Raw genomic sequence first — 14672 nt, 5'->3', positions numbered from 1 at the left:
ATAATTTTCCAAGACGCTGGTGTAGCTCAGTAGGTAGAGCACTTGCATGGTAAGCAAGAGGTCGCAGGTTCGATCCCTGTCGCTAGCATACTAAAAAACCTTCTTTTTTGTTGAAAGAAGGTTTTTTTATTTGTGTCGGCTTTAAAATTATTCTTTCCCGCCTTGTGAAAACTTTAACAGTTTGATAGCCTTATTAGGAGGTTATGAGAAAATATGTGTATCTTTTTCCCTATGTCTTATGAATCATATTTAGAAATATTCTTAAAAGAATGTTTATTGCCTCTGAATATTGGGTACACGAAACTCGGGGTTAAATTTCAACAGGGAGGGTGAACGATAATTTGATTACGTTTAAGAATGTGTCAAAGCAATATCCAGACGGTACGACCGCCGTGAAAAATATTAATCTAGAAATTAAAGAAGGAGAGTTTTTCGTTTTAATTGGTCCGAGTGGGTGTGGGAAAACAACCACCTTAAAAATGATTAACCGTCTTCATGATATTACCGAAGGAGAACTATACATAAAAGATAAGCTCGTATCGGACCACAACATACATAAGCTACGCTGGAACATTGGTTATGTCCTGCAGCAGATTGCTCTTTTTCCCCATATGACCATTGCTGAAAATATAGCCATTGTACCCGAGATGAAGCATTGGAAGAAAAATAAAATCAAAACGCGCATTGATGAACTGCTTACTTTGGTAGGACTAGACCCAAAGCAGTATCGAAACCGAAAGCCGTCTGAGCTCTCAGGTGGCCAGCAGCAACGTGTAGGTGTAGCACGTGCCCTCGCAGCTGATCCCCCCGTTATTTTAATGGACGAACCCTTTAGTGCCCTCGATCCGTTAAGCCGCGAACAGCTTCAGCAAGATGTTATTAGTTTAAAAGAAAAAATCAAAAAAACATTTGTGTTTGTTACGCACGATATGAGCGAAGCGATGACGCTTGGAGATCGTATCTGCCTGATGAAAGATGGGGAAATTGTTCAAGTTGGAACCCCGGAGGAATTCATTCAAAAGCCTAAAAATGAATTTGTAAAAACATTTATTGGAAATCAAGGCAATGCTTTATTTGAGACATTGGATATGTTTGTCAAAGAAAGTGAACAGCCGGACGTAGAACCTACTGAAGAGTTAGCTTCAACTGCCACTGTTCAGCAGGCAATGGACGCCCTTTACGATCATGAAGCAATAGCCGTGAAAAAAGGGAGCAAACGTATTGGCGTTGTAACGCGCAAAACTCTATTAGCGTTTCTTTCTGATAAAACGAAAGAAGGAGGCACGCTGTAATGAATGCACTAAGCACATTATTAGATCAACGAGGAGATGCACTGTTTCAAGCTCTTCTTGAACACATTCAAATTTCAGTACTAGCTCTTGTTATCGCCGTATTAATTTCAGTGCCGCTCGGACTGTACTTAACGAGGCATGACCGCATTGCTGAACCAATCATTGGCGTAACAGCCGTACTGCAAACCATTCCTTCACTCGCTTTATTAGGGTTACTGATTCCTCTTGTCGGAATTGGAACCTTTCCCGCGGTTATTGCACTGTTTTTATATTCGCTTCTTCCTATTGTACGAAATACATATACCGGAATTAAAGAAGTGGACCCATCTTTAATTGAAGCATCCAAAGCCATGGGGATGAACTCGTGGAGACGATTAATTAAAGTAGAACTTCCTCTAGCACTTCCTGTCATTATGGCCGGAATTCGCACAGCGATGGTACTCATTATTGGCACAGCGACAATCGTGGCTCTTATCGGAGCGGGCGGACTCGGAAGCTTAATTTTGCTTGGTATTGACCGAAGCGATAATAGTTTGATTTTATTAGGAGCCATTCCAGCAGCATTATTAGCGCTTATTTTTGATGGAATTCTGCGAACGATTGAACACTCAGCTAAAGAAGGGTCCAAAAAACGCTCGTTTATTATGATCATCGTATTAATACTCATTCTTGTTTCTCCGTTTGCAGCGATGAGCGCAACAAAACCAGACCTTGTTATCGGAGGGAAAATTGGTGCAGAACAAGACATTTTAATTAATATGTACAAAGAATTAATTGAAGATCAAACCGATATGAAAGTAAATCTTCGTTCGTCGCTTGGGAAAACGGTATTTGTATTTGAGGCTCTGCGTAACAAGGAAATTGATTTGTACCCTGAATATACAGGTACAGCCATTGTGACGCATCTAAAGGAACAGCCGGACAGCAAAGATGAAACAGAGGTGTACAAGCAGGCAAAAGAAGAGTTTCAAAAGAAATTCGGTCTTGTCTATTTAGATCCAATGAAGTTTAATAATACGTACACATTGACCGTGACAAAAGAATTTGCCAAAGAAAATAATCTAACAACTATTTCAGATTTGGCAAATGCAACAGATAAAGTAAAAGCAGGATTTACGCTTGAGTTTAAAGATCGTGAAGACGGCTATGTAGGCATCCAAAAAGAATATGGCCTTACCTTCCCGAATATTAAAACCATGGAGCCGAAGCTTCGCTATCGCGCTGTAGAAAAAGGCGATATTAACATGCTTGATGCTTACGCAACGGACCCTGAAATTAAACAGTTTGGTTTGAAAGTCTTAAAAGACGATCAGCAGCTCTTCCCGCCGTATCAAGGAGCGCCTGTGCTTCGTGAAGATACGCTAAAAGAGCACCCTGAACTGAAAAAAATCTTAAATCAACTGGGCGGTAAAATCAGTGATGAGGAAATGCGTGAAATGAACTATCAAGTAAATGCGAAAGGAAAAACGGCTGAAGAAGTTGCTCATCAATTCTTAGTGAAAAAAGGATTAATTAGAGAGTAAAAACGAAGAAAAAAGCTAGGATAACAGTATGTTAGTTGAAAGAAGATCCGAATGATGAATCGTTCGGATCTTTTTATTTTAGTTGGTTCTAGCAGTTGATTGGAGGGCAACGCGAAGACTCCCGCGGAAAGCGAAGCCTTGCATGGAAATCAACTGCGGTGCAAGAAGTGATCCATACTCGATTATTTACACCATTCGTCCGTCTTTAGATTGGCGTGATTTCGTTATGTCTCAATCTCCTTTTAATGCGAGAGAAGCATTAATGAAAATGAGGTCTTATGAACAAGCTAAAGGTACCGAACTTGTTTTCTGATGGAAGGGAGGCGCTTTTATGAATTCATTTTTTACGTGTCATCCTGTACAACATTCCTTTCAGCTTTTTTCAGTTGAACATCTTGTAACTTTAGCTATTATCGTGATTATAGGAGCATTTATTTTTTTGTGTCGAAAGCAGCTGCGAAAAAAGAGGTTTGTGTTCATTTTGCTTTCACTCATTCTAATTGCTTCAGAAACAGCCTACCAAGCTTGGGAAATCAGCTGCCATCAGTGGTCTGCTGAAACTTCCTTGCCTCTTCAGCTCAGTGATATAGTCGTGCTGCTGGCTGCTGTTATGCTGATAACCAAAAGCAGGTTTCTTTTTTATTTTGTGTACTTCGCAGGAATCAGCAGCTCTGTTCAAGCGATGATTACCCCAGACCTTGGCGGCTATGCGTATGCCCAGTTTCGCTATGTGCAGTTTTATGTATCGCATGGCGGTGTGGTACTTGCTTGCTGTATGCTAATTGCTGTTTGCAGATATGAGCCGACGTTTCGTTCTTTGTGGGTAAGCGTAGTATTTGTTAATCTGTACGGAGGTTTTATCTATGTCATGAATTGTTTACTCGGGGCGAATTATTTATACATGATGAAAAAGCCAGAACACGCTTCCTTGCTGGATGTTCTTGGACCTCATCCTTGGTATTTAGTATGGATTGAAGGAATGATAATTCTTAGCTTTCTTGTCCTTTATCTGCCGTTTTGGATACATAAAAAAAGTAAAGGTGATAAAAGCAAAGTCAATTTTATTGAAGCAGAATGATAATACTGGTAGTTTATAAGTGTAAACTAACTTGGATTTGCTGAAGGAAAAGGAAAGAATGACTGAGCAAGCCGTGAGAGGCAAGCGTAAAAAATAGAAAAAACAAAGCAAGCACAGACATTAGAAGGAGAGTAGCAAAATGAAAACACTTGTTATTTTAGCGCATCCAAACTTAGCATCTTCTCGCATTAATAAAGCGTGGGCAGAGCGAGTAAAAAAAGAAGAGAATGTGTACGTTCATGATTTATACGCAAACTATCCCGATTTCAAAATTGATGTAGAAAAAGAGCAGGAGTTAGCTGTTCAATTCGATCGTATTGTTTTTCAATTTCCATTTTACTGGTACAGCTCACCGGCACTCTTAAAAGAGTGGCAAGATGTTGTCTTAACATACGGATGGGCTTATGGAAGCAAAGGTACTAAACTTCAGGGAAAAGAGTTTGTCGTAGCTACTTCGACAGGAGGCCCTGCGGAAGCTTATCAAGAAGGGGGATACAACCGTTACCCAATGAATCATCTGCTTCTTCCGTTTCAAGCTACGGCAAATTTAACAGGTATGAAGTTCCAAACGCCATTTTTATTTCAAGGAGCAGGCGGTGACCTGAGTGACAAAGTTATTCAAGATAGTGCCGAAAGCTACGCTCGATTACTAAGATAATAAAAAAAAGCCGCGTTAACGCGGCTTTTTAATTTACATTTGTTCGTGAAAAAGAAGTAAGCAGCTTTTGAGGAGCGATATCTAATCCTTCAATGAGTAATCCTGTCATAGCCGTTAGACTCCCGACTTCAAATGATTCTCCCGCTCTCCAAAATGCGGATTCACCTTGTTTGATATAAATTTTCAGGCCGTTATCCCCAGCTACCCAGCCTTCCCCGTGAACGACTAATAGAAGCTGTGGAATCGTAGCTTCTTGACGAGGGGTATAATCATTTTCTTGAAAAGATAGAAAGCTAATTTTGACATCTCCAGTATGAGAAAGCAATGGGTTTACTTTATAAGTAGAATGAAGAAAGGAACGCTCTTCTTCAGATTGAAAACCATATAATTTCATACGTTCATCTCCTTGAATCAAAAATATAAAAAAGAAGTCCTTCTCTTTTCATATACGCATGTAACAGGAAAAATAGAACTTCAAAGAAATAGCTGTTTCCTGGAAAATGGCTTCATTTTTTGTCGAAGCTCAAATTTTTTTGAAGGATAGGGAGGAAAAACAGAAGTTTTTTTGAATAGTATAAAAAAAGGTGTCCGCCAATGGACACCTTTTCCTAATTTAAAAATGACTGTAACGCTTGTTTGTTTTCTTCAAGGTCGATGCTTAAAACAGCACCAATACCGGATATTCGTTCATTTGAATAGGAACCTTCAACCGGTAAACGAAGAGATTTTAAATCTGGCTGATTTCCAACTAAAAAATCTTTTCCTATCACAATAAATGTTTTTGGCGGAATATTTGTATCCACATATGGATCAATGACGCCCCATAGCTTAGGAGCTTTCGCCAGCGTCTTTACTTGAAGAGCTTCATCCATTAATTTACCGATCACTTCTTGTTGACGCTTCACGCGCCCGAAATCACTTTGGCTATCATGTCGGAATCGCACGTATCCTAGTAATTTATCTCCGTGAAGAGTTTGTTTTCCAGGTTTTAGCGTCATGCCAATTCCTGATGACATTTCGTGCGGCACGGTAACCGTAATTCCCTCAGGGGCAATCGTATCGGCAACTTTAGAAAAGCCTTTAAAATCAACAACGGCATAATAGTTTACATCTACGCCGAAATTTTCTTTAATTGTCTTACGCATTAATTCGGGCCCGCCAAATGCATAGGCTGAATTTAATTTGTTTTTGCCATGTCCAGGAATATCCACATATGAATCACGCATCAAAGAAACAAGTTTAGGCTGATTGCTGTCTTTGTCATAATGAGCAATCATGATTGTATCGGCACGCGAATGTTCTTCACCTCGAGAGTCAATTCCAAGAAGCAGCACATTCATGCTATCTAAATTGGCACTTGCACCATTAAAATCAAATTGTCCATCTTTCCCAAAAGCTCCGTCTGCTTCTGCTAACCCTTGTTGGTATTGATAATACACATACGCACCAGCGGCGATTACAAGAATGAGAAAGAAAAGAAGTAGCTTTCTAAAGCGTTTCTTTTTTCTTTGCTTTTTTCTTTTATGTTGTTTACGTTCTGTACGTTCTTCCAAATGTCTCACCATCGCATTCAAAAATATTAATACTTTTTTGTTTGAAACCAATTATGCAAAAAATTATAAAACGACATAATAAAATTAACACTAAGGAATTAGATTAGCAAGTACGTTCACTAGTAAATCTGCGAAGACAGCTAAAATAAGAGAAGTTTACAAATAGAAGAAAGAGGAAATAAAGGTTATTTTTTTCAAGAATCTTTGTTATAATCTATCATAGTTAGGGGAAAAGTTCTGTCTTTTAAGAATGGAATAAGAGGAAAGTCTCCATTTTGGGAGAATCAAATATAGGTCTAAATATAGAAAAAAGGAGTGAAGCGAATGAGTATATATGTGTCATCTTCGAACCTTGTGCTGATTCCAGAAGCGGCGTTAAGTCATTGGAAACCTTATGGCGCGGGGGAATTGACCGGAGCTATTATTTCAGGTAAAGATAGTGCTGAAATAATTAAAGAGCTTAATCAATCGTCTATTCTGCCTTTTACAAGTTTTTTCTATCGAAAGCATTTTGTTATTCTGTTTGATAAAGAACAAGTGAAAAATCATTTTGAACAGCTGCTTTTATTATATAAATCTCAGGGATATATTTTTTATTCTTCTACTTTATACGATGATCACTGGTCCCAGGTCCTTGAAGGAACGAAGCAGCTGCTAACGGTAAATGGACAAGTGGTGCCAGTGCTCGAGCTTGAACAAAACGGTGAATTCGATGTTGTGCGTGATGAATACGGTCTGCACATAGTGATAGATGATGACGAAGACGAAGAGAAGCAGCTAGAAAAAAAAGTTCATGAGCTTCCGCTTGAAGAAGGTACCTATTTTATTGGCGATCCGGGATTTGTTGAAAACCGGGACATGCTGGTAAAAGAATATTTTCCTAAAGGTACGTACGAATTTATTTATAGATACGGAGAAAATGGCTGGCTGATGAAAGTAAGTATTCAGCGAAAAGCGATTAAAGAGCAGCTTACTACTCTTCACGCGGCTTTGTCTTAACCTCTATTCATTGTACAATATTGCTAAATAACTATGTTATAATAGTAATATTGCACAATGAAAGGGGTTTTTTTAATGGAAGCACGTTTACAAAAAGTTGTATCGTGGCTAAAAGAAAAGAATGTAGAAACGGCCTTTATTTCGTCAACCGAAAACGTATTTTATTTAACTGGATTTCACACGGATCCGCATGAGCGTTTACTTGGCTTATTTGTGTTTAACGAAGCGGAGCCGATGCTTGTTTGTCCATCAATGGAAGTAGGACAAGCAAAAGAAGCGGGCTGGAAGTTTGATGTGATTGGATATGAAGATCATCAAAATCCTTGGGAACTTATTAAAGAAGCTTTACATAAACGAAACGTAATAGATGTGAAAAAGGTTGCTGTAGAGAAAGAGCAGCTGCTGTATGCGAGAGCCGAAGAACTGCTTAGCCTATATCCAAACGCTGAGCTAGTCGGAGCAGAAGAGAAGTTAAATCAGCTGCGTTTAATTAAAGATGAGCGTGAAGTTGAGATTCTGCAAAAGGCAGCTGCCTTAGCTGATTTAGGTGTAGAAATAGGCGTAGCTGCTTTGAAAGAAGGCATTACGGAAATGGATGTTCTCGCTAAAATTGAATACGAGCTAAAGCGAAAAGGAATTCGTGAGATGTCGTTTTCAACGATGGTTTTATTTGGTGAAAAAACGGGAGAAGCGCATGGGAACCCAGGTCTTCGCACGTTAAAGCCAGGAGATATGGTTCTGTTCGATTTAGGTGTAGTGCTAGACGGATACTGTTCAGATATTACACGTACAGTTGCTTACAAGTCTATTAATGATAAGCAAAAAGAAATCTATGAAACGGTACAGCGCGCTGAGCAGGCAGCACTTGAAGCTTCCAAGCCCGGCACTCGAATTGGCGACTTGGACATGGTAGCACGCAATATTATTACAGAAGCAGGATATGGAGAGTATTTCTTGCATCGTCTTGGTCATGGTCTTGGTATTAGCGTGCATGAGTTTCCTTCAATGAGCCGTAACAATGATGATGTGCTTCAAGAAGGCATGGTATATACAATTGAACCGGGTATCTATATTCCAGGACTTGGAGGCGTGCGTATCGAAGATGATGTAATCATTACAAAAGATGGATACGAAACGTTAACGAAGTACCCAAAAGAATTACAAATTATTTCATAATAATGTCATAAAAAATAGAGGCTGCCATGGTGCAGGCTCTATTTTTTATGGGAAAAGAAAAAATTGGTTAAGGTTTCTCGTTTGCTTCTTGATACAATATCATAGTATGTTACGAAACGATAACATTTCTATCACATTTTCTAAAAACTATATCGTAAGCGAGTGCAGTAGTATATGCTGTACAGTAGGGAGCTTTTTAAGGTCGCAAGCAAGGAGGTTTTTTATGAGTAATTTTACAAAAGATGAAGAATTAATTATACATAAAGCAATAGATGTATTTGGTCAAAAGGATCGAATTGAAGATTATTCAGATGAAAGAAAAAAGCATGGTATTCACGTTGTGGCGTGTGAAAACCATCCGCGTCAAGACGTAACCGCGTATGCAACGCTCGGGGGACATCAATGTCCGACAGGCTATACAGTTGGAGGGATCCCGCTTCGAATTGAAATCGTTGGGGCTTGTCATGAGGAATTCGGTATTTATTCTGCTATTTTAGCAAACTGTATTTTCCATATGATGAAATCTCATGTGTCCATCTTCCCAGGAGCTATTTATAAAGATGTTATTGCAGTTCTTGATGACAGCTTTCATATGCAGCACATTTTGCTGATTCCGCCGTTTTTATGGGATAATTTTTCAACGATTGAACTATCTGATAAAAAAGTAACGTTCCTGCAGGCCGTTCCGATTTCAGAAAATGAACGTGCTTTTGCACTTGAGTATGGAGTAGATTCGTTGCTAAGCCGCTTTGATGCTGAGCAGGTGAATGTCTTCAATTTAGAAAGAAGGTCTGTTGTATAAACAAAAAGAGCGCCGACTAAGACGCTCTTTTTTGTTATTAATTAGTAGGTCAATTCTTTTTGCGGTATAGCTTTTTTATGACTTGTTTGGTAGCTGTGAAGGACCATGCCTGCTATGATAACTCCCATTCCAACCCAAGAAAGAATCGATGGCAAAGGACTTGATAGAAGGAAGACCTCTCCTAGCAGGGCAAATAAAACTTCCATCGATTGTGTAGCTTCAACTGCACCTAGCTTTTGAGAATCTTTTTTAACAAGGTCGGTTGCTGCAAAAAATAAAACTGTTGCACATACTCCTGAAAGTAAGGCAACTAAACTGCTTTGATAAATCTGAGTGGTTTTTGGCAGTCCATCGGTCACGCAGGCATAGACAGAAAGAATAATCCAAAACGGCAGGCTTGAAAGCGTCATTCCAAGCACGCGCTGAAACGTATTAAGTGACGACACTTCCATCATTTTACGGTTGCCAAGCGGGTACGCAAAAGAGGCAATTAAAATGGGAATGGTACAAAGCAAGGCAGTAGCGGCCGACAGTTCAGTCGCGTGCTCAAGCTGCATGAGCACAACTCCTATTAAAATAATAAACGAAAAACCTAGCTGCTTGAAGGGAATGCCTCCTCGCTTCTTTCCTTCCTTGTAAAACAAAGGAGCTAGGAGAGACCCCGATAAAATTGTGATTTGCCAAGTTCCTGCAATAAGCCAGCCGGGACCGTAGGCTGAAGCAAAACAAAGAGGAGCGTAAAATAACCCAAATCCAACCGTGCTCCAAAGCAGCCATTTTTGAGGCTGAGCTTTTATTTCTGCCACCACAGGTTTAATACCACCCCAAAAATAAACGAGCACAAGCAAAAGAGGTACCATAAAAAAATAGCGCAGCGACGCGCTCCACGCCCAGCTGCCTCCGGATAAATCCATCGCTCGATTTAAAACGAATGTAAAAGCAAAAAAGAATGATGCAGCAATGCCTAATAAAAGAGGCTTCACTTGGATTCCTCCTCACTTGTCAGCGCTTCACCTAGCGTCAGCCAGTTCGTTTCCACAAGCTGCGATGTCAGTGCGGCATCTTTTTGACCGCAAGCATTTATGATTTCTTTGTGCTGATCAACCGAAGCAAGACTAGCAAGAGACGAAAAACGAGCGATTTCCAGACGCTGAATTTTGGCGCTTGTTTGTTTTACAACACGTTCTAGCTCTATATTGTTCGCCCGTTTTAAAAAGATGGAATGAAATGTTTCATCCGCTTCGATCGCTTTAAGGACATTTCTTGTTTTGATTGCATGTTCTAGAGATTGATTGTGTTTGATTAGTTCGCCCATATCTTTTTCTTGTAACGAAGTACAAGCCAGCTTAGCAGCAAGTGCATGAAGAGCTGCGACGACAATAAAAGATTGTTTTGCCTCCTCAAGGTTTAATGGAGCCACTTTTGTAGAAGAACCAGGTGTCGTTTGGACAAGGCCTTCATCTTCAAGCCTTTTTAATGCTTCTCGAACAGGAGTGCGGCTAACTCCAAACTGCTCAGCCAGTTCTTTATCCTGAAGCTTTTGTTCCGGATGAAATTCAAGCATGACAATATTGTGTTTAAGTGTTTGATAGACTTCTTCCCTTAAAGAAAGTCGTTTGAGAGGTTGAATGTTATTTTTCATAAAACCAATATATCGCATATTACATTAAATAACAATGTGAAAACTAAAAAAACTTCGTCTAAAAAGCAGACAGCTGCTTTTTAGATGAAGAGCTTAATTACTGCTGCGCAAAGATTTAGATAAAATGCTCGCAATCGCTTTGCTGTGCTCAACCTGCGTTTTTTTGGACTCTTTTCGTTCAAGAGCTACTTTTTGAAGACTTTTTTCTTCTTCAGTTTGAGCAATAACTTGAGGAACGGAGGCAGGTTTCCCGTTTTCTAACGCAACAAAGGTGAGAAAAGAAGTAGCTGCAATACGCTTAATGCCCGTTAACAAATTTTCGGCAATCACTTTAACAAAAATAATCATGGAGCTTTTTCCTGTAACAACAACGAATGCTTCATATGAAATAAAATCTTCTTCGGTGACGGGTTCGATAAAATCAACGTGATCAATGGAAGCCGTAACACACGTCTTTCGGGAATGTTTAGCTGCTGAAAGAGAAGCCGTCATGTCCATGTCAGCGACAATTTTCCCCCCAAAAAGGGTGTGATGATTGTTTAGGTCATTTGGAAAAATGTGCTGTGATTTGACTACTCGTGAGACGCTGCAAAGTACTGCTTTTTCACTCATTGAAAACACTCCTTCAAACTGTTTATATGGTTTAATGTATGTTGACTACTTGTTCTTATGTATACAAGTTATAGAAAGCCCTTCCGTAAAAAGCTCTTCAAAAGCTTCTATATGGTAAAATAGAACAAATATGAAAGAGAGGATGAGAGCATGAACTTAACTCAATTTTCTAGAAGAAAATATACGGATTCCCCTACACCTTTAGAAAAGCTATCGGTTTTATCTCAGCAGTTAAATGGACCTTCAATTTATATGAAGCGAGATGATATGCTTGGACTGACAGGGGGCGGAAATAAGACGCGCAAGCTTGAATATTTAGTAGCTGATGCAAAAGCGCAAGGAGCAGACGTGCTTGTAACGTGCGGTGCGATACAATCCAATCACTGTCGTTTGACGCTCGCTGCGGCTGTAAAAGAACAAATGAAATGCGTGCTCGTATTAGAAGAAGGCGAAAATAAAGCAAGCGATCAGCCCACAGGAAACTATTTTCTTTATCATTTATTAGGCGCTCATGACATGCGGTTTGTCGCTGAAGGTTCTGATTTGACAGCCGAAATGAAAACAGTAGAGCGAGAGCTAATTGAAAAAGGTCATAAACCGTATTTAATTCCAGTAGGAGGTTCGAATGTTATCGGTGCAACCGGATACGCTGCCTGTGCACAAGAGCTGCTTATGCAAAGCTATGAGCAGCAAATAAAGCTTAACCACGTAGTTTGTACAAGCGGTAGCGGAGGCATGCATGCAGGATTAGTGGCAGGCTTTCAAGGTCTTCAAAGTGACGTATCTGTTATTGGAATGAATGTCAGTCGTGCTAAAGAAGAGCAAGAAGTAAAAGTTGCCAAGCTGACGAGTGAACTTTATGATCATTTACATAGTAAAACGCCTTTTAAAAAAGAAGAGATTGTATGTATGGATGAATACGTAGGTCCAGGGTATGCTGTTCCGACAGAAGAGATGGTGGAAGCAGTCAAACTTGTGGCCAGTACGGAAGGGATTTTATTGGATCCTGTGTATACGGGAAAAGCGATGGCTGGTCTAATTGATTTAATTCGAAAAGGTTATTTTAATAAGGATGAAAATGTGGTGTTTGTCCACTCAGGCGGTTCACCGGCTCTTTATGCCTATACATCAATTTTTTCATAAAAAAGCAAGGGATTCGAATCCCTTGCTTTTTTAGTTTATATAGGAATAGTAAGTGAAAACGTTACTCCGGTGTCTGTGTTTTCAGCCGTAATGGCTGCATCGTGCATCGTAACAATACGCTTTACGATACTTAAGCCGATACCGAATTCACCGTTTGCTCCTTTTTTAAACGGTTCAAACAAGTGTTGAAGCACGCTTTGATCAATCGGCGGACCATCGTTGCTGATTGTACATTGAACGTTCGTTTGGTGTTTAGCAAGTGAAAGTGAAACCTTCGTCTCGGCATAGCGCAGCTGATTGTCGAGTACATTTTCAAGAACTTTTGTCCACAGTTCTTTATCTCCTTTAATCGTTGCGTTTTCGTCGTCAAATTCCCACTGTATTTCAGGGCGCCTCCACCGCAAGCGATCCACTACTTCATGAAGAAGTGCAGTAAAATCAAAGTCATCTTGTGCAAGCTGATGAGTGGACATATAGTCAAGCTTGGTTAAGTAAAGCAAATCGCGGATTTTTTTCTCAAGATTTTTGGATTCATCTTCAATAACTTTTACCGTTTGAGATAAATCACCTTTTGGATAAATGCCGTCTTGAATCGACTGAGCGTAGCTTTGAATCACCATAACCGGTGTTTTTAAATCGTGTGAAATATTTTGAAGCAGCGTTTGCTGTGCTTCATCTTTAGATACGAGCCTTTTGCGCATTTGCTCGATGGAGGCGCCTAGCTTGCCAATTTCATCGGAACGGTTGACTGCAACGGGCTCATGCCAATTTTGTTCGGCAATTTTTTTCACATCTTTTTCAAGCGATACAAGCGGCTTGCTTAAATATCTTGATAGCCAAATAGATGGAAGCCAGCTGAATAGAAATACAATTGAAATTACAAGAAGCAGCTGTTTAAACAGAGTAGAAGTGAGCGCGTTGCGATACGTATCCCACGAAAATGAAAGCAAAAAAGCAGGCTGTCCGTTTACGCTTACTTTTCGAATTACATAAAAAAGCGTCCGGTTGCCAAGATCTTTTTCATAGCGAGCGACGATTTTTCGCTGGCTGATTGCATCTTCCTGTGCTTTTCTCAAAAAGTGTTGAGGCAACACCCGTGATGAAAAATAAGAGATATCCGCATGTTCAGGCAATAAAATATGATCCACGGTTCGATTTCCAAGTGTTGGTTCACTGTCTTCATTGCTAAAGTAGTATTCACCTGAGCGGCTGGGCAGTCCGTATTCTTTTAAAATATGCTGTTCATTTTCAATAGTAGTATAAATTTCATTCGTGAAGAACTGCCTGAGCGTCGTTGGGAATAAAATAGCGAGCAAAATTGAAATAAGCAGTAAAATACCGGAGATGACGAGCCAAATTTGAAATGCAAGCGACTTGTTTTTCATGCTTTCATCATCCGGTATCCGTATCCGTAAATCGTTTCAATTCGTGCTTGCGGCATTTTTTTACGCACGCGCCTTACTAAATCATCCACCACTCGGTCTGTGCCGAAATAATCTTCTCCCCAAATGAGATTCAGCAGCTGCTCCCGTGAAAAAGCCTGTCCAAGGTCTTTTGAGATAGTGACGAGAAAATCAAATTCTTTAGACGTTAAATCAATCGGCTTTCCATTTTCACTGACTGTACGGGTATGTAAATCGATTTCATAAGGAGTCAGCGTAATGGTATCGGTTTTCTTTTGATTGGAACCATATACGCGGTTTAGCAGTTTGTTTGCTCGAATAACTAGTTCACGAGGCAAAAAAGGCTTTGATAAATAGTCGTCGCTGCCCATTTCAAGCCCAAGAACCCGGTCAATATCGGCATCGCGGGCTGAGATGAAAATAACAGGCACATGTGGCGTTTGCTGCTTGATTTCGCGAATGAGCTGATACCCGTCAATATCAGGCAGCATAATATCTAAAATCCACAGATGCGGAGGGGTTGTAATCATTTCTTTGGCGTCCGTGCCGTTAAAAAATGAGCGAACATCCCAGCCTTCTTTTTGAAGGTAAAGGGTTAAAACTTCGTTTAAATTTTGTTCATCCTCTACTAAATATAGTGTAAAGCTCAAATTTGACACCTTCCTCTGAATATATGAAAATTAAGGTAAATAAAGCATATTACGCCATATGTGTGCGTTTCTCTAAAGGTCTATGTACCCGCTATTATACTACGTGTTTGCTGTTATAAAGAAATTTTTCACAATTTCACA

Annotated in this window: 16 protein-coding genes and 1 tRNA gene; 10 read left to right on the top strand and 7 right to left on the bottom strand. The window is 39.8% G+C overall.

What is annotated here, in order from left to right:
• The first annotated feature begins 15 nt into the window (after nt 1-15).
• From OK414_RS20535 to OK414_RS20510, 6 genes are all read left to right on the top strand, one after another.
• Nucleotides 16-88, top strand: a tRNA-Thr gene (locus OK414_RS20535).
• A 253-nt stretch (nt 89-341) separates the two neighbouring features.
• Complete coding sequence (locus OK414_RS20530; RefSeq protein ID WP_013084593.1) at nt 342-1292, top strand: ABC transporter ATP-binding protein; 951 nt, start codon at nt 342-344, stop codon at nt 1290-1292.
• Complete coding sequence (locus tag OK414_RS20525) at nt 1292-2815, top strand: ABC transporter permease/substrate-binding protein (RefSeq protein ID WP_016765218.1); 1524 nt, start codon at nt 1292-1294, stop codon at nt 2813-2815. Before OK414_RS20530 ends, OK414_RS20525 begins: the two co-directional genes overlap by 1 nt.
• Nucleotides 2816-2957: 142 nt before the next feature.
• Nucleotides 2958-3128, top strand: coding sequence for a hypothetical protein (locus tag OK414_RS20520; RefSeq protein WP_263044997.1), 171 nt, complete (start codon nt 2958-2960; stop codon nt 3126-3128).
• An 18-nt stretch (nt 3129-3146) separates the two neighbouring features.
• A complete protein-coding gene (locus tag OK414_RS20515) occupies nt 3147-3893 on the top strand; it encodes a TIGR02206 family membrane protein (RefSeq protein ID WP_263044996.1) in 747 nt (248 codons plus the stop codon).
• A gap of 139 nt (nt 3894-4032) precedes the next feature.
• The gene (locus OK414_RS20510; protein ID WP_013084589.1) at nt 4033-4551 is read left to right on the top strand and encodes an NAD(P)H-dependent oxidoreductase; all 519 of its coding nucleotides are present in this window, start codon (nt 4033-4035) and stop codon (nt 4549-4551) included.
• Between the two features lie 28 nt (nt 4552-4579).
• Here OK414_RS20510 and OK414_RS20505 read toward each other — a convergent pair whose 3' ends face one another.
• Both OK414_RS20505 and OK414_RS20500 read right to left on the bottom strand, forming a co-directional pair.
• On the bottom strand, nt 4580-4945 hold the full coding sequence (locus tag OK414_RS20505; RefSeq protein WP_014458652.1) for a hypothetical protein: 366 nt from the start codon (nt 4943-4945) through the stop codon (nt 4580-4582).
• Nucleotides 4946-5159: 214 nt separating this feature from the next.
• The gene (locus OK414_RS20500) at nt 5160-5891 is read right to left on the bottom strand and encodes an LCP family protein (protein WP_404932053.1); all 732 of its coding nucleotides are present in this window, start codon (nt 5889-5891) and stop codon (nt 5160-5162) included.
• A 537-nt stretch (nt 5892-6428) separates the two neighbouring features.
• On the opposite strand from OK414_RS20500, the gene OK414_RS20495 reads away from it, so the two are divergent.
• From OK414_RS20495 to OK414_RS20485, 3 genes are all read left to right on the top strand, one after another.
• Entirely contained in the window at nt 6429-7103 is a 675-nt protein-coding gene (locus OK414_RS20495; protein WP_263044994.1) for a hypothetical protein, read from the top strand.
• Nucleotides 7104-7178: 75 nt separating this feature from the next.
• Entirely contained in the window at nt 7179-8279 is a 1101-nt protein-coding gene (locus OK414_RS20490; RefSeq protein ID WP_263044993.1) for a M24 family metallopeptidase, read from the top strand.
• A gap of 223 nt (nt 8280-8502) precedes the next feature.
• Nucleotides 8503-9081 carry a suppressor of fused domain protein gene (locus OK414_RS20485; RefSeq protein WP_013084584.1) on the top strand — a complete coding sequence of 193 codons (579 nt, stop codon included), beginning with the start codon at nt 8503-8505 and terminating at the stop codon, nt 9079-9081.
• Between the two features lie 41 nt (nt 9082-9122).
• Here OK414_RS20485 and OK414_RS20480 read toward each other — a convergent pair whose 3' ends face one another.
• From OK414_RS20480 to OK414_RS20470, 3 genes are all read right to left on the bottom strand, one after another.
• A complete protein-coding gene (locus OK414_RS20480; protein ID WP_013084583.1) occupies nt 9123-10064 on the bottom strand; it encodes a multidrug resistance efflux transporter family protein in 942 nt (313 codons plus the stop codon).
• A complete protein-coding gene (locus tag OK414_RS20475) occupies nt 10061-10741 on the bottom strand; it encodes a GntR family transcriptional regulator (RefSeq protein ID WP_034649538.1) in 681 nt (226 codons plus the stop codon). Before OK414_RS20475 ends, OK414_RS20480 begins: the two co-directional genes overlap by 4 nt.
• 75 nt (nt 10742-10816) lie before the next feature.
• On the bottom strand, nt 10817-11335 hold the full coding sequence (locus OK414_RS20470; RefSeq protein ID WP_034649541.1) for an acyl-CoA thioesterase: 519 nt from the start codon (nt 11333-11335) through the stop codon (nt 10817-10819).
• A 150-nt stretch (nt 11336-11485) separates the two neighbouring features.
• Here OK414_RS20470 and OK414_RS20465 point away from each other — a divergent pair, with 150 nt between their 5' ends.
• Nucleotides 11486-12478: a D-cysteine desulfhydrase gene (locus tag OK414_RS20465; protein WP_013084580.1), complete on the top strand. Its 993-nt coding sequence runs from the start codon at nt 11486-11488 to the stop codon at nt 12476-12478.
• A gap of 35 nt (nt 12479-12513) precedes the next feature.
• On the opposite strand, the gene OK414_RS20460 is transcribed toward OK414_RS20465, so the two are convergent.
• Nucleotides 12514-13863, bottom strand: coding sequence for a sensor histidine kinase (locus OK414_RS20460; RefSeq protein WP_263044992.1), 1350 nt, complete (start codon nt 13861-13863; stop codon nt 12514-12516).
• Nucleotides 13860-14531, bottom strand: coding sequence for a response regulator transcription factor (locus OK414_RS20455; protein ID WP_013084578.1), 672 nt, complete (start codon nt 14529-14531; stop codon nt 13860-13862). The genes OK414_RS20460 and OK414_RS20455 overlap by 4 nt, the downstream gene beginning before the upstream one ends.
• Nucleotides 14532-14672 lie beyond the last annotated feature (141 nt).

This window comes from Priestia sp. JV24, from assembly GCF_025910025.1.
Lineage (GTDB): Bacteria > Bacillota > Bacilli > Bacillales > Bacillaceae_H > Priestia > Priestia megaterium.
Note: the sequence above shows the minus strand (reverse complement) of the source record. Positions and strands in the feature narration are given on the sequence as shown.

Coding starts and splice junctions, on each gene's coding strand:
- OK414_RS20525 (WP_016765218.1), top strand. CDS start 1,292: ATGAATGCACTAAGCACATTATTAGATCAACGAGGAGATGCACTGTTT.
- OK414_RS20520 (WP_263044997.1), top strand. CDS start 2,958: ATGGAAATCAACTGCGGTGCAAGAAGTGATCCATACTCGATTATTTAC.
- OK414_RS20515 (WP_263044996.1), top strand. CDS start 3,147: ATGAATTCATTTTTTACGTGTCATCCTGTACAACATTCCTTTCAGCTT.
- OK414_RS20510 (WP_013084589.1), top strand. CDS start 4,033: ATGAAAACACTTGTTATTTTAGCGCATCCAAACTTAGCATCTTCTCGC.
- OK414_RS20505 (WP_014458652.1), bottom strand. CDS start 4,945: ATGAAATTATATGGTTTTCAATCTGAAGAAGAGCGTTCCTTTCTTCAT.
- OK414_RS20500 (WP_404932053.1), bottom strand. CDS start 5,891: ATGAATGTGCTGCTTCTTGGAATTGACTCTCGAGGTGAAGAACATTCG.
- OK414_RS20495 (WP_263044994.1), top strand. CDS start 6,429: ATGAGTATATATGTGTCATCTTCGAACCTTGTGCTGATTCCAGAAGCG.
- OK414_RS20490 (WP_263044993.1), top strand. CDS start 7,179: ATGGAAGCACGTTTACAAAAAGTTGTATCGTGGCTAAAAGAAAAGAAT.
- OK414_RS20485 (WP_013084584.1), top strand. CDS start 8,503: ATGAGTAATTTTACAAAAGATGAAGAATTAATTATACATAAAGCAATA.
- OK414_RS20475 (WP_034649538.1), bottom strand. CDS start 10,741: ATGCGATATATTGGTTTTATGAAAAATAACATTCAACCTCTCAAACGA.
- OK414_RS20470 (WP_034649541.1), bottom strand. CDS start 11,335: ATGAGTGAAAAAGCAGTACTTTGCAGCGTCTCACGAGTAGTCAAATCA.
- OK414_RS20465 (WP_013084580.1), top strand. CDS start 11,486: ATGAACTTAACTCAATTTTCTAGAAGAAAATATACGGATTCCCCTACA.
- OK414_RS20460 (WP_263044992.1), bottom strand. CDS start 13,863: ATGAAAAACAAGTCGCTTGCATTTCAAATTTGGCTCGTCATCTCCGGT.